The 20,573-nt window shown below is 39.3% G+C and carries 16 protein-coding genes and 1 pseudogene; 11 read left to right on the top strand and 6 right to left on the bottom strand.

Annotation, left to right across the window (positions count from 1 at the left end; translation table 11 throughout):
• Nucleotides 1-109: 109 nt before the first annotated feature.
• From ACDG22_RS06120 to ACDG22_RS06090, 7 genes are all read left to right on the top strand, one after another.
• A complete protein-coding gene (locus tag ACDG22_RS06120) occupies nucleotides 110-1,846 on the top strand; it encodes a fimbrillin family protein (RefSeq protein ID WP_270668810.1) in 1,737 nt (578 codons plus the stop codon).
• Between the two features lie 73 nt (nucleotides 1,847-1,919).
• Nucleotides 1,920-2,789, top strand: coding sequence for a hypothetical protein (locus ACDG22_RS06115; protein ID WP_007565337.1), 870 nt, complete (start codon nucleotides 1,920-1,922; stop codon nucleotides 2,787-2,789).
• 6 nt (nucleotides 2,790-2,795) lie between these two features.
• The gene (locus ACDG22_RS06110) at nucleotides 2,796-4,172 is read left to right on the top strand and encodes a S41 family peptidase (RefSeq protein WP_270230163.1); all 1,377 of its coding nucleotides are present in this window, start codon (nucleotides 2,796-2,798) and stop codon (nucleotides 4,170-4,172) included.
• Between the two features lie 143 nt (nucleotides 4,173-4,315).
• Nucleotides 4,316-5,788: a TolC family protein gene (locus ACDG22_RS06105; protein WP_007565334.1), complete on the top strand. Its 1,473-nt coding sequence runs from the start codon at nucleotides 4,316-4,318 to the stop codon at nucleotides 5,786-5,788.
• Between the two features lie 9 nt (nucleotides 5,789-5,797).
• On the top strand, nucleotides 5,798-6,784 hold the full coding sequence (locus ACDG22_RS06100; RefSeq protein ID WP_007565332.1) for an HlyD family secretion protein: 987 nt from the start codon (nucleotides 5,798-5,800) through the stop codon (nucleotides 6,782-6,784).
• A gap of 10 nt (nucleotides 6,785-6,794) precedes the next feature.
• On the top strand, nucleotides 6,795-7,970 hold the full coding sequence (locus ACDG22_RS06095; RefSeq protein WP_022124946.1) for an ABC transporter permease: 1,176 nt from the start codon (nucleotides 6,795-6,797) through the stop codon (nucleotides 7,968-7,970).
• Between the two features lie 10 nt (nucleotides 7,971-7,980).
• Complete coding sequence (locus tag ACDG22_RS06090) at nucleotides 7,981-9,231, top strand: ABC transporter permease (RefSeq protein WP_007565328.1); 1,251 nt, start codon at nucleotides 7,981-7,983, stop codon at nucleotides 9,229-9,231.
• A 117-nt stretch (nucleotides 9,232-9,348) separates the two neighbouring features.
• Here the strand turns inward: ACDG22_RS06090 and ACDG22_RS06085 are convergent, their stop codons facing one another.
• Complete coding sequence (locus ACDG22_RS06085; RefSeq protein ID WP_177593023.1) at nucleotides 9,349-11,238, bottom strand: AAA domain-containing protein; 1,890 nt, start codon at nucleotides 11,236-11,238, stop codon at nucleotides 9,349-9,351.
• Nucleotides 11,239-11,249: 11 nt separating this feature from the next.
• Complete coding sequence (locus ACDG22_RS06080) at nucleotides 11,250-12,182, bottom strand: DMT family transporter (protein WP_007565325.1); 933 nt, start codon at nucleotides 12,180-12,182, stop codon at nucleotides 11,250-11,252.
• A gap of 109 nt (nucleotides 12,183-12,291) precedes the next feature.
• Here ACDG22_RS06080 and ACDG22_RS06075 point away from each other — a divergent pair, with 109 nt between their 5' ends.
• Entirely contained in the window at nucleotides 12,292-13,116 is an 825-nt protein-coding gene (locus tag ACDG22_RS06075) for an AAA family ATPase (RefSeq protein WP_270212483.1), read from the top strand.
• A 12-nt stretch (nucleotides 13,117-13,128) separates the two neighbouring features.
• On the top strand, nucleotides 13,129-14,127 hold the full coding sequence (locus ACDG22_RS06070; RefSeq protein WP_007565321.1) for a DUF4435 domain-containing protein: 999 nt from the start codon (nucleotides 13,129-13,131) through the stop codon (nucleotides 14,125-14,127).
• A 50-nt stretch (nucleotides 14,128-14,177) separates the two neighbouring features.
• On the opposite strand, the gene ACDG22_RS06065 is transcribed toward ACDG22_RS06070, so the two are convergent.
• Together ACDG22_RS06065 and ACDG22_RS06060 are read right to left on the bottom strand one after the other, a co-directional pair.
• Nucleotides 14,178-15,215 carry a hypothetical protein gene (locus ACDG22_RS06065; protein WP_270230162.1) on the bottom strand — a complete coding sequence of 346 codons (1,038 nt, stop codon included), beginning with the start codon at nucleotides 15,213-15,215 and terminating at the stop codon, nucleotides 14,178-14,180.
• Between the two features lie 3 nt (nucleotides 15,216-15,218).
• Nucleotides 15,219-16,069 (bottom strand): annotated as a pseudogene (locus ACDG22_RS06060) (HAD-IC family P-type ATPase); the annotation flags it as partial.
• Between the two features lie 107 nt (nucleotides 16,070-16,176).
• On the opposite strand from ACDG22_RS06060, the gene ACDG22_RS06055 reads away from it, so the two are divergent.
• Nucleotides 16,177-17,319: an outer membrane beta-barrel protein gene (locus ACDG22_RS06055; RefSeq protein ID WP_270230161.1), complete on the top strand. Its 1,143-nt coding sequence runs from the start codon at nucleotides 16,177-16,179 to the stop codon at nucleotides 17,317-17,319.
• Nucleotides 17,320-17,342: 23 nt separating this feature from the next.
• Nucleotides 17,343-17,717 carry an outer membrane beta-barrel protein gene (locus ACDG22_RS06050; protein ID WP_270230160.1) on the top strand — a complete coding sequence of 125 codons (375 nt, stop codon included), beginning with the start codon at nucleotides 17,343-17,345 and terminating at the stop codon, nucleotides 17,715-17,717.
• A 348-nt stretch (nucleotides 17,718-18,065) separates the two neighbouring features.
• Here ACDG22_RS06050 and ACDG22_RS06045 read toward each other — a convergent pair whose 3' ends face one another.
• The gene (locus tag ACDG22_RS06045) at nucleotides 18,066-19,523 is read right to left on the bottom strand and encodes an aminoacyl-histidine dipeptidase (protein WP_270230159.1); all 1,458 of its coding nucleotides are present in this window, start codon (nucleotides 19,521-19,523) and stop codon (nucleotides 18,066-18,068) included.
• On the bottom strand, nucleotides 19,516-20,529 hold the full coding sequence (locus tag ACDG22_RS06040; protein ID WP_118483913.1) for a lysylphosphatidylglycerol synthase transmembrane domain-containing protein: 1,014 nt from the start codon (nucleotides 20,527-20,529) through the stop codon (nucleotides 19,516-19,518). Before ACDG22_RS06040 ends, ACDG22_RS06045 begins: the two co-directional genes overlap by 8 nt.
• Nucleotides 20,530-20,573: the final 44 nt, after the last annotated feature.

The following is a 20,573-nucleotide window of genomic DNA, read 5'->3' as shown; positions in this document are numbered from 1 at the left end:
AGCTTGCGCTGCCTGCCTGAGAAGGTTCGGCAGCGTATTTTTTTCCAAAAAAGTACATAAATTTTAAATATGGCGTTATTCTTATAAAAAGTCAAGTTGAAATAATGCCATGAAATATATATCAACAATCATAATCTTATTTACAATATTAAACGGATGTACATCCGAAAAGCTTTCCGAACAGAAATTGAAGCAGGTAATCATCACAGGAAAAGAATATGCCACTTTTGGAGAAAAAGAATCAAGAAACAATATTTCCGGACAATTGGAAGAAAACTGTATAATCTCTTTTTACAGCAGAGGAGGTATAAGTGCAGAAAATATACCACTTACTTACACGCACGGAGTATGGAATTATACTTCCGAACTACAATGGAATACTGATCAGTCGGACGCGGTTGTCAGTGCCTATTACCCTTACATGGAGAGTGACAATTTTACGATATATGAACCTGACGGAAAATTAAAAGACATTTTATATTATACAGGAAATACCCGATACGGTTTTCCTATTTTTTTAAAATTCAGTCATTTATTCTCTCAACTTGTCTTTCATGTTGATCCGCTTCTAAACAAGCAGCTCCAAGAAATACAGTTTACTCCTTCTGTTTCAGTACACACATTCAATCCTTTTTCTGCTGAAATGGAATACACAGAGGAGCACCCTTATCCCCAAGTATTTACAAAACAAGAAAATGGTATATATACGCTGCTTGTTCCTCCAGCTCCAGAGATACGGGTAGATATAAGTATCACAACTGAGGAGGAAACATACACAGCATCCGTTCATTCTTCAGCCTTTCAAAGCGGATATCGATATAATTATAACATAAAATCATCAAACGACGGATGCGGAATCAGTACAGCTGAAGATTTTATCGCTTTTACTTATCTTATCAATGGAGAAGCGTATGGCGACAGATGTTTAGAAGAGTTCGGAACATCTGTCAATGGAAAAATGACTTATTATCTATTAAATGACATTCATTTTACTCCCGAAGAGTGTGCACGTTTGCAAAGTATCGGACATTATAACCAATCAGGTTTCGAAAACTCAGGATTTATAGATTGCCTGGACGGACAAAATCATACACTGTACGAACTAAAATTAGAGCCTAAAAGCAATATGGATTCATATGCTTTGTTTTCTTTTGTTGATACAGCTGGCATTATCAAGGATTTAAATATTGAGAACGTATCATACTCCAATGCCGGATATACCTGTAAATATGAAGCTATTCTTACAGGTAGAAACAATGGTACAATAACAGGATGTCATATCAAAGGGAACAATTCTTTTACAGGAGAATCGGTTAAGCAGGCTGGCGGTATTGCCGGAATCAATAAAGGATGCGTCATTAACAGCTCTGCAGAGAACATTGATTTTCAACTGCCAAACGCTCAGGCTTCCGGTATTTCTTTCAGTAATTTCGGACAACTGTTAAACTGCTATATGGCAAGTTGTGATTTTACTTATACACTGAGCAGTGGAGGTATCTGCTATACCATGGAACCAAGAAGTGAAATGAAAAATTGCTACACATACAAAACGATAGGATATCCATCAAAAAAGAAATATGGATCACTGGTATATAAAAGCAACAACTGTACGATAGAAAGCGGACTTTACTGCGATGTAGATGTCAGAGGAGTATACGACACCTACCAAACTACCCCGAAACAGATATACACATACGATGAAAACACGATGACGGCAGAAAATGATATACCAGTTATCGACATACTTAACAACTGGATATCAGATAATGCACAGCTTTATCCGGAAAAGATCTTTTACCAATGGATTAAAGGAGATATTCCTCCTATAATACTGGAACTCCGCTAGATTTTGTTTTTTTTAGGCTAAAGGACGATGCTTATGAGTAAAATATTGTATTTTTGCCACAAAATCAGTTTTCATGGAAAAAAATAAGAAATTAATCATCGTTATAGCAGCATTGATTGTTGTAATTGCTGGAGTTTCATTTTTAGCGTTCAATGAATTTCGCAAAAATAAAGAAATGACTGAAGTATTCGCCGTCGAAAAAGAAGAGATGGAAAACGAATACAGCACTTTTGCCACTCAATATGACGAGCTTCAGGTACAAATAAATAATGACTCTCTACGCGAAAAGCTGGAAAGTGAAAAGTTAAAGACTCAACGTTTGCTCGAAGAACTCCGTCAGGTAAAAAGTAGCAATGCCGCTGAAATCATACGCTTGAAAAAAGAACTGAAAACTGTTCGTGCCGTATTGAGAAGTTATGTCATGCAAATCGACTCACTGAATCGAATCAATGCTGCACTGATGGAAGAAAATCAGGAAGTGAAAAGTAAATATACAGCAGCTACTGCACAAATCAATACCCTAGCCGCTGAAAAGAAAAATCTTAATGAGCGAGTATCACTGGCAGCCCAGCTTGATGCAACGAATATATCTGCTCTTCCAATGAATAAACGAGGTAAAAAAGCACGTAAAGTAAAGGACGTGAAGAAAATTGCTATCTCGTTCACCATCGTCAAGAATATTACAGCCAAAACGGGTAATAAAACTCTATATATCCGTATTGCCAAACCTAACAACGAAATCTTATCAAAAGGTGATACAACATTCCCATACGAAGATCGTCAGATTACATATTCCATTAAGAAATATATTGAATATACTGGTGAGGAACAAAGCGTTACTGTATATTGGGATGTAGAAGAATTCCTCCCTGCGGGAACATATACTGTATACATCTTTGCTGATGGCAATATGATCGGTCAGAACTCATTCGAAATGAAATAAAACTTTATGAGAAAATACTTAATTTATTTCATACTCAGTTCCATTTTTCCAACGTTTTTTCTATCGTCATGCGGAGAAGACCGTTCTGGTGAATACTATGCCTTAATTGCAAGTAAGACATGGATGTATGAAACCATGCAACAGAATTATCTGTTCCATGAGGATCTTCCTGCTGAAGACGGACTGGATTTTTTCGATAAGCCGGCAGATTTTTTAACATCGGTGGCATCTGATCGTGACCAGAAAAATGGTGTTCTTTTCTCTCACATCGATTCTGTTAAAATATCCCGTGTGCAAAGCAGTTATCCTACATTCGGCATCGAAGGAAGTTTGGTTCGCGGTGTAAGCGGAGACTATTATTATACAATATTATATACTCAACCGGATTCTCCGGCCAGTGAAATGGGATTGAAGCGTGGCGATCATATTTTTATGGTCGACAGTCAGAAAATTACGAGCAGCAATTATACAGAATACTTCCAACGCCCAAGCAAAACTTACCGCTATCAGGTTGCAAGAATGAATGACAACGGAGCTCCGGACAGTCTGGAATTTACGACACCTGCTCCACGAATCGTTGAGGAACCAAGTGTATACTTAACACGCAATTTTACAACATCGGGCGGAAAAAAAGTTTTCTATATCATGTATAACAGTTTCGAAATAACAGAGGAAACTGAGCTGAAAAGCAAATTTGCAGAAGGGCTAGCCTCATCACCCAATGAGATTGTTCTGGATTTAAGATACAACCCCGGTGGCTACGTTTCTACAGCTTTGCTGTTGAGTACCATACTTGCTCCTGCTGATGCAATGGGAAAAACATGTTTCAACCTGATATTTAATGATAAACTGAATAAAACAGAAAATTATGTGTTCGACCCAGCTCTTCTGCAAGGAGTATCCAATGCTTCGTTCGACCATCTTTATGTGCTGACAACAGGAAATACAGCTTCAGCTTCAGAAATCATAATCAACTGCCTGCGCCCATATTTAGGTGACAAATTAATTCAGGTAGGAGAAAATACATTTGGTAAAAATGTAGCTCAAAGTTTATTCACCAATGCAGCTCATCCGCAACTAGAATTCTGGCTAACAACTTCGTACATAAGTAATTCAGAAAATTATTACGATTATTATACAGATGGCCTGAAGCCCGATTATGAAGAAAGTGAGGACCTTACCGGATATTTGGGAGAACTGGGAACAGAACAAGATTCCTTGATGGTCCCTGTATTGTATCACATAGAGCATGGCAATTTCCCATCAACAACTCCTAGTGAAACTAGAATAATGACACGTTGGTTTGGTGTAAACTCTACCCCACAAGTGGTTTCTAATTCTGTCGCCAATAAACCCAAACGTTCAAAACTGACAAGTTTCTAATTTTTCAAAAAGACAGTTAAGCTAAAAAAGCAAAAAAGACACAGAAACGCTCTTCCTTTTCAACCTTTTTACTTGGTGATTTGTTTTTATTATAATACATTTGCAATGTTGCATAAGCAACTAAACACTAAAGAAAATTGGTAATGAAAAGAATTTTAAGTTTCATTTTATTGTTCGGGCTGGTTCTAAATGGTTATGCCCAACGAATCTTAAATTTGGACAGTTGCCGTGCACTGGCTCTCGCGAACAACAAAGAACTACGCATCGCGCAAGAAAAAATAAATGCTGCTCACTACCAGCAAAAAGCAGCATTTACGAATTATCTCCCAAAGATAGATGTGACGGGAAGCTATATGCGTACCCAAAAAGAAATATCTTTACTAAGCAATGACCAGAAACAAGTCATTGGCAATATGGGAACCAGCGTAGGAAACGAATTACAGCATTTTGGACAAGAATTGCAACAAATAGCAATGCAACATCCTGAATTGCTTCCCCTCCTTACTCCTTTAAGTAATGCTATGGGAAAAATTCCAGGAGCATTAAACAATGCAGGACAAAGTATTATTGATGCATTTCGTACTGATACCAGAAATTTATATGTAGGAGCTGCTACCCTTACCCAGCCTATTTTTATGGGAGGAAAAATCGTAGCATATAATAAAATAACGAAGTATGCAGAGCAGTTGGCACAATCACAACATGCTACAGGCATGCAGGATGTAATATTAAGTACGGATCAAGCCTACTGGCAAGTCATCTCTCTGGTCAATAAAAAGAAATTGGCAGAAAGCTTCCTGAAACTTGTTCAAAAGTTAGACTCTGACGTGAGTAAAATGGTTGCCGAAGGAGTTGCCACGACTGCAGATGAACTCAGTGTAAAAGTAAAAGTAAATGAAGCAGAAATAACACTTACTCAGGTAGAAGATGGGTTAAGTCTATCTAAAATGGTACTATGCCAGCTCTGTGGCATCCCATTGGATACAGAAATACGACTGGCAGATGAAGAAATTAAAGATTTGACATTACCCAATACATACACGGAAAGCAATGTAAATACCGCATTTGCAAACCGTCAGGAACTTAAATCGCTAGAACTTGCCGAAAAAATTTACAGACAGAAGGTAAATGTTGCTCGTGCCGAGTTTCTTCCTTCAGTCGGATTAACAGCAAACTACTTGTTCACAAATCCTTCACTGACTAATGGATTTGAAAATAAATTCCGAGGAATGTGGGGAATCGGTGTTGTCGTAAAGATACCGGTATTCCATTGGGGAGAAGGTATATACAAAGTCAAAGCTGCCAAAGCTGAAGCCAATATAGCACGCTACCAACTGGAAGATATAAAAGAAAAGGTAGAACTTCAGGTCACACAAAGCTCGTATAAAGTTAATGAAGCTGTGAAAAAGCTGACCATGGCAGAAAAAAACATGGAAAAAGCCGAAGAAAATTTGCGATATGCTAATCTGGGATTTAAAGAAGGAGTCATACCTGCAAGCAATGTGTTAGAAGCACAAACGGCTTGGTTGTCAGCACAATCTGGCAAGATTGATGCACAAATCGATCTAAAAATGAGTGAAATATATTTGAACAAATCAATGGGAACATTAAAATAATAAATCAATATGACTGAAAAATCTCAACACAGCAATATCATGCTGGCATTTTTTACACTTGCTGCAGTAATTGTCATTGTAAGTATCATCGGATTCTTTACTCTCGGAAAAGGTCCTGAAATTATTCAAGGTCAGGCAGAAGCAACTGAATATCGCGTTTCGAGCAAAGTGCCAGGACGTATACTTAAATTTTTAGTAGATGAAGGAGAAAAAGTAAAGGCTGGAGATACACTTGCTATACTTGAAGCTCCGGATGTACAGGCTAAATTATCTCAGGCACAGGCAGCAGAACAAGCTGCACAGGCTTTAAATGAAAAAGCAATCCGTGGCACTCGTTCAGAACAGTTGCAAGCAGCATTCGAAATGTGGCAAAAGGCAAAAGCTGGTCTGGACATCGCAGAAAAATCATATAACCGTGTAAACAGATTGTATGAAGAAGGAGTTATGTCTGCTCAAAAAAGAGATGAAGCAAAAGCTCAATATGATGCTATGGCCGCAACAGAACGGGCTGCCAAAGCACAATACACAATGGCTAAAAATGGTGCACAACGTGAAGACAAAGCAATGGCAGCAGCTCAGGTAGAGCGTGCGAAAGGTGCTGTGGCCGAAGTTACTTCGTATATAAACGAAACTTATCTGATAGCGTCTGCCGATGGAGAAGTTACAGAAATATTCCCTAAAGTAGGTGAACTGGTAGGTACTGGAGCTCCAATCATGAATGTTGCTCAGCTAGACGATATGTGGGTAACCTTTAATGTACGAGAAGATTTCTTGAAAGATTTTACCGTAGGAGGGGAAATTACAGCTTATATACCTGCATTAGAAAAAAATGCAACTTTCAAGGTCACATACATGAAAGATTTGGGAACTTATGCAGCATGGAAAGCAACCAAGACAACCGGACAATTCGATTTAAAAACTTTTGAGGTAAAAGCCAAACCCGTACAAACAGTAGAAAATTTACGCCCCGGCATGTCGGCTATTATTGAAAAATAAAGAATAAACTATGTCAATTACTGTCCATAAACGCCTGTTACAAATTGCGAAACGAGAAGTTATACGCATCGCAACCAAGCCGATGTATCTCTTTTGCATGGTAATAGCTCCGATTTTCAGTTATATTTTCTTTACTACGCTAATGAGCAGCGGGCTACCTACCAATATGCCTGCAGGCGTAGTGGACCTTGACAATACTTCAACTACACGTACAATCATACGTAATCTGGATGCTTTTCAGCAGACTAAAATCGTAGCCCACTACGGTAGTTTCAACGAAGCAAGGGAAGCCATCCAGCGCGGAGAAATTTATTCATTCTATTACATTCCGGAAGGGACTACAGAAAAAGCAATAGCAGGCAGACAACCTAAAGTGTCTTTTTACACAAACTATTCATACCTGATAGCCGGTTCTCTACTTTACAGAGATCAACGTACGATGAGTGAGCTTGCTTCTGCTGCCATAGGTCAGAGTACCTTATTGGCCAAGGGAGCTACAGAAGATCAGGCTGTAGCATTCTTACAACCAATTGTCATTGATACTCATCCACTGAATAATCCCTGGCTAAACTATTCCGTATATCTGTGTAACACACTATTTCCCGGAATATTGATGCTACTGATTTTTCTAATTACAGCATATACAATAGGAGTTGAAATAAAAGAAAATACGGCAAAGGAATTACTTCATTTAGCAGATAATTCCATTGTCACAGCATTGGTCGGCAAATTATTGCCACAAACAATTCTGTTTTTTATCATAGCTGTATTCTACAATGTATATCTCTATGGATTTTTACATTACCCATGTAACAGTGGTATCTTCCCAATGTTATTGTCAGGACTCTTATTAGTACTGGCTTCACAAGCTGTAGGTCTGTTTTTCTTTGGCCTATTTGGCACGCTTCGTCTGGCTCTTAGTGCAGCCTCACTTTGGGGAGTTTTATCTTTTTCCATTTCAGGATTTACATTTCCGGTTATGGCCATGCACCCGACTCTTCAGGCACTCAGTGTGCTATTCCCATTGAGGCATTACTTTCTACTATATGCCAACCTTGCACTCAACGGTTATCCACTTATTTATGCCTGGCATTCTGTAGTGGCATTACTCATATTTATGCTGCTGCCATTCTTTGTATTGAAGAAACTGCGTACAATCATGTTACACTATACATATATTCCTTAAAAGGTCAATCATGGAAAAATATTCACTCCGACATATTATACGGCAAGGGCTGAATGGACTGTTCTATATATTCAGAAAGGAACTTAAAGCTACGATAAAAGATCAGGGAGTCCTGATATTTTTCCTGCTGGTTCCATTAGCTTACCCGTTGATATATGCTTTCATCTATACAAACGAGGTTGTTCGTGAAGTTCCCACAGCAGTGGTAGACGCGAATAACAGTTCTCAAAGCAGAAAATACATACGTATGGTAGATGGAAGTCCCGATGTACATATACAGTCTTATTGTGCCGATATGGAAGAAGCAAGGCTATTGCTTAAGGACCAAAAGGTATATGGCATTATATATATCCCTGAAAGCTTCAGTCAAGATCTGGCCGAAGGTAAACAAGCTCACGTAAGCATTTATTGCGACATGAGCGGAATGCTTTATTACAAAGCAATTTTGCTGGCAAATACAGAAACCTCCTTGAAAATGAATAAGGAGATTCAGGTAAAGAGATTAGGTAATACAACAGAACGACAAGATGAAATCAGTACAACTCCAATAGAATATGAGTCTGTTTCTTTGTTCAATCCACAAGATGGTTTTGCCAGCTTCCTTATTCCAGCTGTTTTAATACTTATTATCCAACAAACTCTATTGCTGGGAGTAGGTTTGTCTGCTGGAACAGCACGCGAAAACAATCGATTCCGCGACCTTGTACCTATCAGCCGGCAATATCAAGGGACATTACGCATTGTATTAGGAAAATCGCTTGCATACCTGATGATCTATACTGTTATGTCGACATATATTCTCTGTCTGGTTCCTAAAATATTCAGCCTGGTACAGATAGCTCAACCAGCTACTTTATTCTGGTTTACTTTACCTTATCTGCTGGCATGTATTTTCTTTGCCATGACCTGCTCTATATTCGTTCATCACAGAGAATCGTGCATGCTGATATTTGTATTTACCTCTGTACCTTTACTGTTTATATCAGGTATATCATGGCCAGGCGCAGCTATTCCTAAATTTTGGGAAATATTCTCATGGCTCTTCCCTTCTACGTTTGGAATAAACGGTTATGTACGCATCAATACCATGGGAGCAACACTACATGATGTCTTACCTATAATCAGGGGATTATGGATACAAGCCGTAGTGTATTTTATTACAACCTGTATCGTATACCGACGCCAAATCATGTTAAGTCGTAAACACGCGTTAGAACGATTAAAAACTTACCGGAATAAAAAGCGTCTTCAAGCAGGATAAATCCATATCCATATTTTAAAAAGCATTATAAAAAAACTCTTCTTTTATCATCTGTAAATGATTGTTTCCAGAAATAAAAGAAGAGTTTTTGTTTATCAGTGTATCAATATCCTCGAACTATTCATGCAGACTTTCTATGTAAGTATATAGCTTCTTGTAAAAAGCATGCCGGGTTAATGTTGAAGCATCTCCCAATATAATCAGTTTCATACGAGCTCGGGTAATCGCAACATTCATACGTCGTAAATCATTCAGGAAACCAATCTGTCCTTCCTCGTTAGCACGTACCAAACTAATCAGAATCACATCACGTTCCTGTCCCTGAAATCCATCCACAGTATTAATCGTGATAGCCTGCCGGTAAGGCTTAAAAAAAGCATCATTTCGGACAAGACGGCGCAAATATTGTACCTGTGCCTTATATGGCGAAATCATACCCACATCAATCCGTTCATCCAAGAAACGTTCCCGCCCTATTTTGGTAATATAACCTTTCAGCTGCTCGATAGATAATTCAGCTTCCGACTTATTTATTCTTCCATAATTTTCACCAATAAACTCCTCATTACAATCTAATCCTTCAGTATTGATCCATTCAATAGGAGTATCAAAATCGAGAATGCTACGATATTTTACTTCAGGAGCAGACTGCAACATCCCTCCGTAAAACCATTCCGATGAAAAACGCATAATCTCATCATTCATACGATACTGGAGCTTCAGCAGTGAAACAGTATCGGGTTTATTCTTTACAATAGTCTGCATCAGCGTATGTCCCAGTCCTGCACGAAGAGCTTCCGGTGCCTTTACCGTCGGAGGAAGCTGACAATGATCTCCTGCCAATATCACCCGGTCGGCTTTCCGTATCGGAATCCAGCAGGCAGCTTCAAGTGCCTGAGCGGCCTCATCAATAAACAATGTTCCGAATTTCTGCCCTGTCAACAAGCGATTGGCACTGCCAACCAATGTGCAGGCAATTACACGAGCCTCAGAAAATAAAGATTCATTGATACGAATCTCCAATTCTGTTGCACGGTCTTTCAGCGAATTAATCTTTTGCCGGACAGCTTCTCGTTCAGCGCCTTTTCTGCTCCTGGCATACAATTCGCGTATCGCTTTACGAATACTCCATAGCTGCGGATAATCAGGATGAGATTCAAAACGGCGTTCATAAGTGAACGATAACATCTTATCATTCACCCGACTAGGATTTCCTATACGTAATACACTTACTCCCCTGTCGACTAGTTTTTCACTTATCCAGTCGACGGCCATATTACTCTGTGCACAAACCAATACCTGATTTTCCCGATGAAGAGTTTCGTATACAGCCTCTACCAAAGTAGTAGTTTTTCCCGTTCCGGGAGGCCCATGTACGATTGCTACATCCTTAGCATGAAGTACTTTATTCACAGCTTCCTCCTGCGTAGCATTTAACCAAGGAAAGCGCAAAGGATGAAACGAAAAAGTAGAAGCAGGCTGAGTTCCATGAAAGATATCACGCAACTCTGCCAAACGATTATTTTTTGCTCCGATAACTTGCTTTAAAGCCTCAAACATCAGGCGATAACTTGTTTCATCAAAATAAAGTTGTACACCTACGACTTCTTTACTTTGCAAGGCAAGCAAAGCATCAACGGAAGGAAGAATCACAACCATCCGATCTTCATCCACGTAGTTTACTGTTGCGACAAAGTTCAGATAATTCAATTTACCCGAAACATCTTGCGTAAAGAAACATACCGGACGTCCATATTCAAACTGATGTTCGATATCCTTGTCTTCACGCCGCTCAACTTCTATCACCAGCTGATTTAAGGCGTTATAATAATTTCGTCCCAGATTTAACGGATACCAGCACATACCGCGCTTGATTTTCCGTCCAATGCCCATCAGCTCTGTTTGCTGCTTAAACTGTTCCTTTTCGTATTCATATTCTATCTGCAACAATTCATATTGATGTTGCAAATAAAGTACAGGAGATTTTATACACGGATCTTCTCTCATAGGCTAAACATTTATTCCTTCTCACCTTCAGCCAGCATCTGTGCCCGCGACTTACTCTGGGTTACAACATAAACACCTACAAAAATCAATACCGCTGCCAATGCTTTGGTCCAGCCAAAGACTCCCATTCCTAAAAAGACTGATACTGTAGTTCCGACAATGGGCTGTATATAGTTATACATACTTACGACGGTAGGACGAAGTGTCTTCTGACCTACGAGCATCAAAATATAGGCAAAGAATGTTCCGAATAAGACAACATAACCAACTTCCATCCATACCGTAGCAGAGAAAGACATAGTCGTCATTGCTGAAAAATCACGGTAGGAAAAAGGAATGAAACAGATAGCCGCATAAGTAAACATCCATTTCATCAGTGTAAACACATTGTAGCGCGAAATAAGTTTCTTAAATATAGTCAGATAACAGGCAAAACTTACCTGAGCCGTTATGCACAATGCATCTCCCAAAATGCTGCCTCCTCCATCTACCGATCCGCCCTGATTGCTTAAAATCAGCATAAGCGCACCGATTGAGCCTAGAAATATACCAATAACCTTCTTGGGTGTAACAGGTTCTTTCAAAAAAAGTGCAGCCAATATCATAGTTACTATCGGCATGGTAGTAGTTACAATAGAAGCATCTATAGGAGATGTAAGCGACAAACCAAATGTAAAACATCCCTGATTGCACACAATACCCAACAGTCCGGCAAAGAAAAGTAACATCAAATCATGCGAACTAACTTTCTCCTTCGGAGCAAACAATGACGCAATCCAAAAACAAACCGCACCACCTATCATACGCATTGTAGCCAACGACAATCCGGTTATACCAGCTTCCATGGCCGCCTTTCCCATTGGCGACATCAATCCCCACATACTTGCCGCACCCAGCAAAGCAAGATGTGCTCTTATAACTTTTACATTCATGTTTTCTATCATATTTTTTACGATGCAAAGGTAAGAGTTATCCGAAAAAAGAGAGCTGTAAACATTGATTTATTCCAAGATTATCCGTATTTTTGTTTAAAGCGTATAAACAAATACAACCATGAAGAAGCAAGCCGACTACATTAAACGTATCGAAATTAAAGGTCTATGGGGAAGAAAGAATATCTCATGGGACTTACGTGCTGATGTCAACATTTTAAGCGGAGTAAATGGTATTGGTAAAAGTACAATTTTGAACAATTCCGTACGATATCTTAACGAACTGGAAGGGCATGCATTGACTAATGGCGTACAGCCGGGAGTTTCTTTCGTATTCTCTCCTGAAGATGCTAATTTCATCCGATTTGACGTAATCCGTAGTTTCGACCGTCCGCTAATCAATTCCGGACTGCTTGAAAAGATAGGAAACTCAAGTGTAAAAACAGAACTCGACTGGCAATTATATCTGCTTCAGCGTCGCTATCTGGATTATCAGGTAAATATCGGAAACAGAATTATCGAACTGCTTACAAGCGGAGTTATAGAAGATCAGGCTCGTGCTGCTGAAGTTTCACGTCCCAAAACAAAATTCCAGGACTTAATGGATGATCTTTTCAGCGAAACCGGGAAAAAAATAAACCGCAGAAGCAACGAAATCTTATTCGAGCAAGATGGTGATATATTAACTCCTTACCAGCTGTCATCAGGAGAAAAACAAATGCTTGTCATTTTGCTTACCGTACTGGTACAAGACAATCAGCCATTTGCACTATTTATGGATGAGCCCGAAATATCTCTTCATGTAGAATGGCAACAACGGTTGATTTCACTCATCCGAAGCTTAAACCCTAATGTACAGATCATACTTACCACCCACTCTCCTGCCTTAATTATGAACGGATGGATAGATGCAGTGACAGAAGTAAGTGATATAACTACTCATTAAACAATTACGGCTATGGGAAAAAGACTTACAGAAAACCTTTCTTCACTCTATATTGGAGCAGCCAACAGTCTGAAGCCAAAACAAGCAAAAAGAAAAATCGTCGCATATGTAGAAAGTTACGATGACATATCTTTTTGGCGTTCCCTTCTGGTCGAATATGAGAATGACAAACGTTACTTTGAAGTCATGTTGCCATCCCGAAGTTCACTTGCCAAGGGAAAGAAATCAGTTTTGATGAACGAACTGGGAAGTCGTCTGGGAGAAAATATGATAGCCTGTGTTGACAGTGATTACGATTATCTTCTTCAAGGAAGGACTCAAACGTCACGGTATATCATCAACAGCCCCTACGTATTACAGACGTACGCCTATGCCATAGAAAATTACCACTGCTATGCCGAAGGCTTACACGAAGCGTGTGTTACAGCTACGCTAAACGACCATAAACTGATTGACTTTCCTGCCTTCATGAAACTCTATTCAGAAATAGCCTATCCGCTTTTCATCTGGTCTGTATGGTTTTACCGCCAACATAATTTATCAGAATTTTCCTTACTGGATTTCTGCTCTTTCGTAAAGTTAGACCAAGTCAGCACACGCCATCCTGAAAAAAGTCTGGAAATCATGTCCAAAAAAGTCAACCGTAAACTTCATGAGTTAGAAAGACGGCATGTAGAAGCTCTGGAAGAGATCGAAGATATGAAAAAAGAGTTCCGTACATTGGGAGTGTACCCGGACAATACTTACATGTTCATTCAAGGGCATCACATTATGGACAATGTCATACTGCGTCTGCTGATTCCGGTATGCACAGTACTCCGTCGCGAACGTGAACAACAAATACACGATTTAGCTTTACACGACATTCAGTTACATAATGAGCTCACAGCCTATCAGCGTAGTCAGGTTGATATAGAAGTGGTTATCCGTAAAAATCCTCATTACCAGTCATCACCTCTTTATCAGATGATCCGGCGAGATATAGAAGCATTTCTGAAAATAGCCAAATAAATATCTGAGAGTGTGCCCCGAAAGACATCACGACACACTCTCAGAAAAAATTATATCTCATACCCTAACCTGATTAGTCCGACCCAATTACATTCACGAGTGTTGGCTATCAGATGGAAGGCAGGCTGTACATATCCACTTTTCCCAAACAAGAACTTACAAGTCAACTCACTTGCCCATTCATGTTCAGTTGTAAAATCTGCATAATCAGCAAACACACCTCCTTCTATTTTCTTATAACGCATTACAAGTCCACCACCTACATAACTACGGCATCCTTGTTTCTCTGTCGGATTTATGGAATATTGAAACAAAGTATACAGACCAGAAGAAAGTTTTTGTTCCGCATATCCCCAAAGTACTGTATTCAACTTTTTCTTTTCTTCCGTTTCATCATTTCCACTTTCATCACCAGCAGACATCCCGCTATGTAAAGCAATGCCCATATAATAACCGCTATCATTGTTTTGATAATTTAATGATGTAATACTCAATATTCCATCCGTTTTCGGACAAAAACGAAAAACATTTTCCTTTCCGACAAACATGTTATAGCCGGTTCCATTATAAATGGAAGTTTCCACATGCCAGTTTCCCAACTTCAACTTATAATCCATACCTACTGAAGCCACCGGATAATTTGCAATCGGATAATTAGCCGACAAAGTAGGAAATATACCGCATGAGCTATTGGTAAACAAAGATGTACACGGTGAATTAAAATAATCTTCATTCAGATTCCGTATTCCAACAAAAAGAGAAGAAGCCCTTACATGCCAGTTTATCCCTAATATGGCTAAAGCCAGAGGCAAATTTTCTTCTTCAATATTCGAATATACTTGCAAATCATCAACCAGCTTCTTATCACTCGTTCGTGCCACACCGATAGAAGCAACCTCAATGTTAACCGAATTGCCTAAGGATTGCAGGAAATCAGTACGAAGTAAATTCACCCATTTTGCTCCTTTACGAAAATCAGTTTGAAATTCAGTAGTGTAGGTCAGATTAAAATCCTGAGCCGCAAGGTAATGGTTTGTAAATGCAACCATTACCATAGCAGCACATAAAACAAATCTCTTCACAATCATTTATCACAACCATTTTACAAATCGCTTGATATACCAGTTTTTTATCATTTGAGTCAGTACACAGTATGAAAGCAGAATACCGACAAGCCAGGGGAAATAGCTTAATGGCAAAGATTCAAGTCCGATTGAAGTTCCGAAAGGAGAGAAAGGAATGATAATTCCAATAACCATTATCAGCACAGTCAGTCCGGTAACCTGCCACGAAGCACAACTTTGTATAAATGGTATTTTCTGCGTACGAATCATATGAACAATCAATGTCTGCGACAGTAAACCTTCTATAAACCAGCCCGACTGAAATAACGTCTGATGTTCCACAGAATTACAGCTGAACACATACCACATCACCAGATAAGTAACAATATCAAAAATAGAACTTATCGGTCCGATAAATATCATAAAACGGCTAATATCAGAAGCATCCCATTTACGAGGCTTACGGAGATAATCAACATCCATACGGTCAAAAGGAATGGTAGTCTGCGAAATATCATAAAGCAAATTCTGAATCAGCAGATGAATCGGCAACATCGGAAGGAAAGGCAAAAATGCACTTGCAGCCATTACACTAAACATATTTCCAAAATTCGAACTTGCTGTCATCTTTATATACTTAGTGATATTTCCAAATGTTTTTTTACCCTCAAGTACACCATCTTCCAACACCGTCAAGTCCTTTTCCAGTAGAATAATATCTATTTGGCTATATCTACAGCAGAATCAACCGAAATGCCGATATCCGACTGACGCAAAGCAGCAGCATCATTAATACCGCCACCCAAGAATCCTACAGTATTCTGCAGCTCTTGAAGCAACATAATGATCTGTGTCTTCTGAATAGGAGTTAATTTACTTACGGTCCAGCTATTATCAGTCGAAAAATACAGACTGGATCGAACAGGCCAACCTGAATTATCGTCATCACGACCTGGATATTTTCGGCTCCATTTACTTTAGTAATATGAAGTATATACAGGATTATACCGTTATTCTTAAGAAAAGAGGAACGCAGGAATGGACCCATAACATGAATAGTTTCAACGATAATTTATCCAAGATACTGGAAGGCAATATCAGATTCAATTATCAAATAAACGACAAGCATACATTGGGAATGAAATATCAACCTAACAAACAGCTTTCTCCAGATGGATCCAGAGAAACCTATACACATGTAACCACCGACAATCAGCTTTACGACGAAATATATTCTACCGCCAACAATTATACCAACGATGATTGGGGACATGAAATCAATGCATATTATAACGGTATAGTCGGTACTGCAAATATTGATTTCAATATAGACTATTTCCAAAATGGTAGCCGGGAATACTCCAATGTAAAAGAGTTGAGTGAAAAGTATGAAAATCGCAATGTACATTCAATAGGAGATGTAAAGAACCGTCTGGTTGCCGGAAAACTCATAGTTTCCTTGCCTTTAGGAAAAGGAACACTTGCCGTAGGAAGTGAGGTAACCTATACACATCGAAATGATGATTATCTTAATGAAGAAAATTATGTACCCACTTCATACAGCAAGCTTGAAGAAATAAATGCTGCCGGATTCGCAGAATATAGCCAGAACTTCCCGTGGGGTGACTGGTCTGTTGGAGTAAGATACGAACAGGATAAATTCGGCCATTTCGAGAATAACCAACATATAGATGAACAGAGCCGGACATTCGACAATGTATTTCCTCATCTGTCGTTCTCTACCAAATGGGGAAATATACAGACCCAGTTAAGTTACACAGCAAAAACAGTCAGACCTTCTTATCAACAACTTAGTAACAATGTTTCCTACTCAGACCGTTTCACCCAGCAAAAGGGAACTCCGACACTTCGCCCAACCATTATACACGACCTGTCATTGGCTGCCGTATGGAAATGGTTACAGCTCAGTCTGTCTTACAGTCAGACTAAAAACTGGATATTATATTGGGGTGAATTGACAGAAGAAGATGGTTCACAGACCATGTTAAGCTATCGTAACTGGAATAAATCCATTCCAACTTTCTCAGCTTTTCTTTCGGTCTCACCTAAAATAGGCTGCTGGTCACCAATGATTGGAATAGGTGTAAAAAACAATGGCTTACAGTAGAATCCTTTAGCAAACCTTTCGATATGAAAACTCCAGTTTATGTAGCAAACTTCAATAATACCATCGAATTGCCAAAAGAATTTATTATCGGACTGGATACCAATATCCAAAGTAAAGGTGCTTATCAGAATATTTACATAGAACATCCGACAGGCAGCATAAATCTGTCTGTCAGAAAAAGTTTCTTGAAAGATGCTCTCAGTGTTGAATTGAAAGGCAGTGACTTACTCGATACAAACAAAGATTATTATCACTTATATTCTGGAGATTATAATATTTATCAAAAAAATTCTTACGATAATCGTGAGTTTTCTGTAACAATAAGATACAAGTTAAATACAGCCAAGAGCAAATACAAAGGTACCGGAGCCGGTGAAAGCCAGAAAAACCGTATGTAATTTGTAGATATTATCAGTAAAAACACACATAATTTTGCTTCAATCCAGGTAATAAATTGATAAACCGATAATGGAGCAATAAAGGAAATTTGTAACAATTAGAGGTCTACAAAAAAACATGCTGATAAATGCAGAAAAACATCTCGATATTTTCAAAAAAATTGTAGAAATTTCCAGATGTTTTGTACAAAAAATCTAGCTATTCTGCTGAGCTTTTTAAAAGAGTTCACAGAGAGTAAGAAAAGAGAAAAGAACGTTTTTCCCATAATACAAGGAAAGACAAAAAATAGCCTGCCCGGACAACGATTTCCTCGTCGTTCAGGCAGGATATTATATGTATCTCAAGAATTATTTTTCAGGAGTATTTTCCAACGTTGCAGTCAGGAAGTCATAGAACTTCGAAACTGAAGGAATGTGACAACGTTCTTCCGGAGTATGCGGGCACTGCAAAGTAGGACCGAAAGAAATCATATCAAGTCCCGGAACTACTGCTCCGATAATACCACATTCCAGTCCGGCATGTATAACCTTCACTTCAGGAAGTTCGCCAAACTGTGCCTTATACGATTCCTTCATGGCGTGAAGGATAGGAGAATTAACATTTGGTTCCCATCCTGAATAGCTGCCTGAACGTTCTACATGCATACCAGCCATAGAGAAGCAGCTTTCGATAGCTGTATTACGGTAATCTTTCATTGATTCACGAGAACTACGTGTCAAAACTTTAACAGCTGCCTTTCCATTGGCAATTTCAACAATGGCAAGGTTAGAAGATGTTTCTACTGTATCAGGAATAGTCGGGATGAAACGTTCCACTCCGTTAGGACATGCATAGATAGCATCTACCAAGTTATCGCGGATTTCTTCAGGAACCATGTACTTCGGCAATTCCACACGTTCTGCCTTAAAGCTCAGTCCTTCTTCGATTGTAGCAAATTCATCACGCCATACTTGTTCACACTCACCAACGAATGCCAGTACATCTTCTACTTCTGTTTCGGGTACAGTAATCACAACTTCGCATTCACGAGGAATAGCATTACGCATGTTTCCACCTTCCCACGATACCAGACAAGCTTCATCGTATGCAATAACCTGATTCAGGAAGCGAGCCATAAGCTTGTTTGCATTGGCATGTCCCCAGCCAATCTGTATACCAGAGTGACCACCACGCAGACCTTTCAGAGTAACTTTCAAAGCTACATCTTCCGGATCGGTTTCTTCTTCCTTATATTCCAGTGTAGCTGTCAGATCTTCACCACCGGCACAACCGATATACAGCTCACCTTCTTCTTCAGAATCGAGGTTCAGCAAAATATCGCCTTCTATTTCTCCAGGTTTCAAGCCGAAAGCGCCATACATACCAGTTTCTTCATCGGCAGTGATCAGTGCAACCAATGGGCCGTGTTTTAATGTTTTATCTTCCATTACAGCCATGATTGCAGCTACCCCCATACCGTTGTCCGAACCAAGTGTAGTGCCTTTTGCCTTCACCCATTCACCGTCTACATAAACCTGAATAGGATCGTTTTCGAAATCATGCTGTGTATCTCTGTTCTTTTGTGGAACCATATCCATGTGTGCCTGCAAGATAACCGTCTTACGGTTTTCCATGCCCGGAGTGGCAGGCTTGCGGTAAATGATGTTTCCAGCCTCATCCTGAAAAGCTTCAATACCAGCATTCTTACCGAACTCCAGTAAAAATGACTGAACTTTTGCCAAATGTCCTGACGGGCGAGGCACTTGAGTTAACGAATAAAAATGCTTCCACACATTCTGTGGAGCCAGAGAAAGAATTTCATTCATAGGTTTTAGTTTTATTTTTATTTGTAAGCGGCAAAGCCACCAGTCCATATATTCCTAACAAAATTAATAAAAAGGTTTGAATACCATGCACTAAAAGCGCAAATATTCCTGCATCTTCCTTACTTACTCCGTACATCATCATCATGGTGATGACAGCAAAGTGCCACGGACCCGCTCCATTTGGTGTAGGAACAATAACGGCAATACTCCCTACCACAAACAATACCAGTCCGGCAACCCAGCCTAGTCCGGCAGAAAAGTCGAAACAGTAAAACGTCAGATAAAAATGCAGATAATAACATAACCAGATAGCGACAGTATAAATGATATACAATACCGGACGGTGTACCTGACGGATGGAAAGACATCCTAGCCAGACATTTTTAATCAGTCCCCTGACCTTAGCAAAAATTGTCAGATTACGTATCAGCCAGAAAAGCAGAACCAAAGCCGCTACTATACAGATTAACGTTATATAAAAATTAGTCGACGAAAACAAATGCAGAAAAAAAGCTCCGTCAGTACCTGTTATACGAAAGAAACGGGCAAAGACTCCCGACTGAAGCAACAGCGTACCTGCGGTAATAAGCAGTACACAGACAGAATCAACTAAACGTTCGGAAACGACCGTTCCAAGAGATTTGGAAAAAGAAACATTGTCATATTTTGCAAGTATGCCGCAGCGCGAAACCTCTCCTACCCGAGGTAAAACCAGATTGGCCGCATAAGCAATAAATATGGCATACACACTATTCGAAATTTTAGGATGTTCACCAAGAGGAGCCAATGCCAGGTTCCAGCGCCACCCGCGAAACAGATGACCGAAGACGCCAAAAACCAGTGAAAAAAGCATCCAGCCATAATTCATACCTCCGTCCATCACCTCATAAACATGCCGGAAGTTGAATCCATGATACGTCCATAGCAAAATAACCGCCCCTAACACCAAAGGCAAAGCTACCTGAAAGACTTTATTTATGAGTTTTTTTATATCAGTTCGTTCCAAAACCTAATCATTTATTAAAGATTAATGCTTACATTTGCACGATG

Source organism: Phocaeicola coprocola (assembly GCF_041333015.1).
Classification (GTDB): domain Bacteria; phylum Bacteroidota; class Bacteroidia; order Bacteroidales; family Bacteroidaceae; genus Phocaeicola; species Phocaeicola coprocola.
This window is presented reverse-complemented; position numbering and strand designations above follow the sequence as displayed.

Bases quoted from the DNA above. Each gene is read 5' to 3' on its own strand.
- ACDG22_RS06110 (WP_270230163.1), top strand. From the start codon at position 2,796: ATGAGAAAATACTTAATTTATTTCATACTCAGTTCCATTTTTCCAACG.
- ACDG22_RS06055 (WP_270230161.1), top strand. From the start codon at position 16,177: ATGAAGTATATACAGGATTATACCGTTATTCTTAAGAAAAGAGGAACG.
- ACDG22_RS06090 (WP_007565328.1), top strand. From the start codon at position 7,981: ATGGAAAAATATTCACTCCGACATATTATACGGCAAGGGCTGAATGGA.
- ACDG22_RS06120 (WP_270668810.1), top strand. From the start codon at position 110: ATGAAATATATATCAACAATCATAATCTTATTTACAATATTAAACGGA.
- ACDG22_RS06065 (WP_270230162.1), bottom strand. From the start codon at position 15,215: ATGATTGTGAAGAGATTTGTTTTATGTGCTGCTATGGTAATGGTTGCA.
- ACDG22_RS06080 (WP_007565325.1), bottom strand. From the start codon at position 12,182: ATGATAGAAAACATGAATGTAAAAGTTATAAGAGCACATCTTGCTTTG.
- ACDG22_RS06115 (WP_007565337.1), top strand. From the start codon at position 1,920: ATGGAAAAAAATAAGAAATTAATCATCGTTATAGCAGCATTGATTGTT.
- ACDG22_RS06045 (WP_270230159.1), bottom strand. From the start codon at position 19,523: ATGAATGAAATTCTTTCTCTGGCTCCACAGAATGTGTGGAAGCATTTT.
- ACDG22_RS06100 (WP_007565332.1), top strand. From the start codon at position 5,798: ATGACTGAAAAATCTCAACACAGCAATATCATGCTGGCATTTTTTACA.
- ACDG22_RS06095 (WP_022124946.1), top strand. From the start codon at position 6,795: ATGTCAATTACTGTCCATAAACGCCTGTTACAAATTGCGAAACGAGAA.
- ACDG22_RS06085 (WP_177593023.1), bottom strand. From the start codon at position 11,238: ATGAGAGAAGATCCGTGTATAAAATCTCCTGTACTTTATTTGCAACAT.
- ACDG22_RS06105 (WP_007565334.1), top strand. From the start codon at position 4,316: ATGAAAAGAATTTTAAGTTTCATTTTATTGTTCGGGCTGGTTCTAAAT.
- ACDG22_RS06075 (WP_270212483.1), top strand. From the start codon at position 12,292: ATGAAGAAGCAAGCCGACTACATTAAACGTATCGAAATTAAAGGTCTA.
- ACDG22_RS06070 (WP_007565321.1), top strand. From the start codon at position 13,129: ATGGGAAAAAGACTTACAGAAAACCTTTCTTCACTCTATATTGGAGCA.
- ACDG22_RS06050 (WP_270230160.1), top strand. From the start codon at position 17,343: ATGAAAACTCCAGTTTATGTAGCAAACTTCAATAATACCATCGAATTG.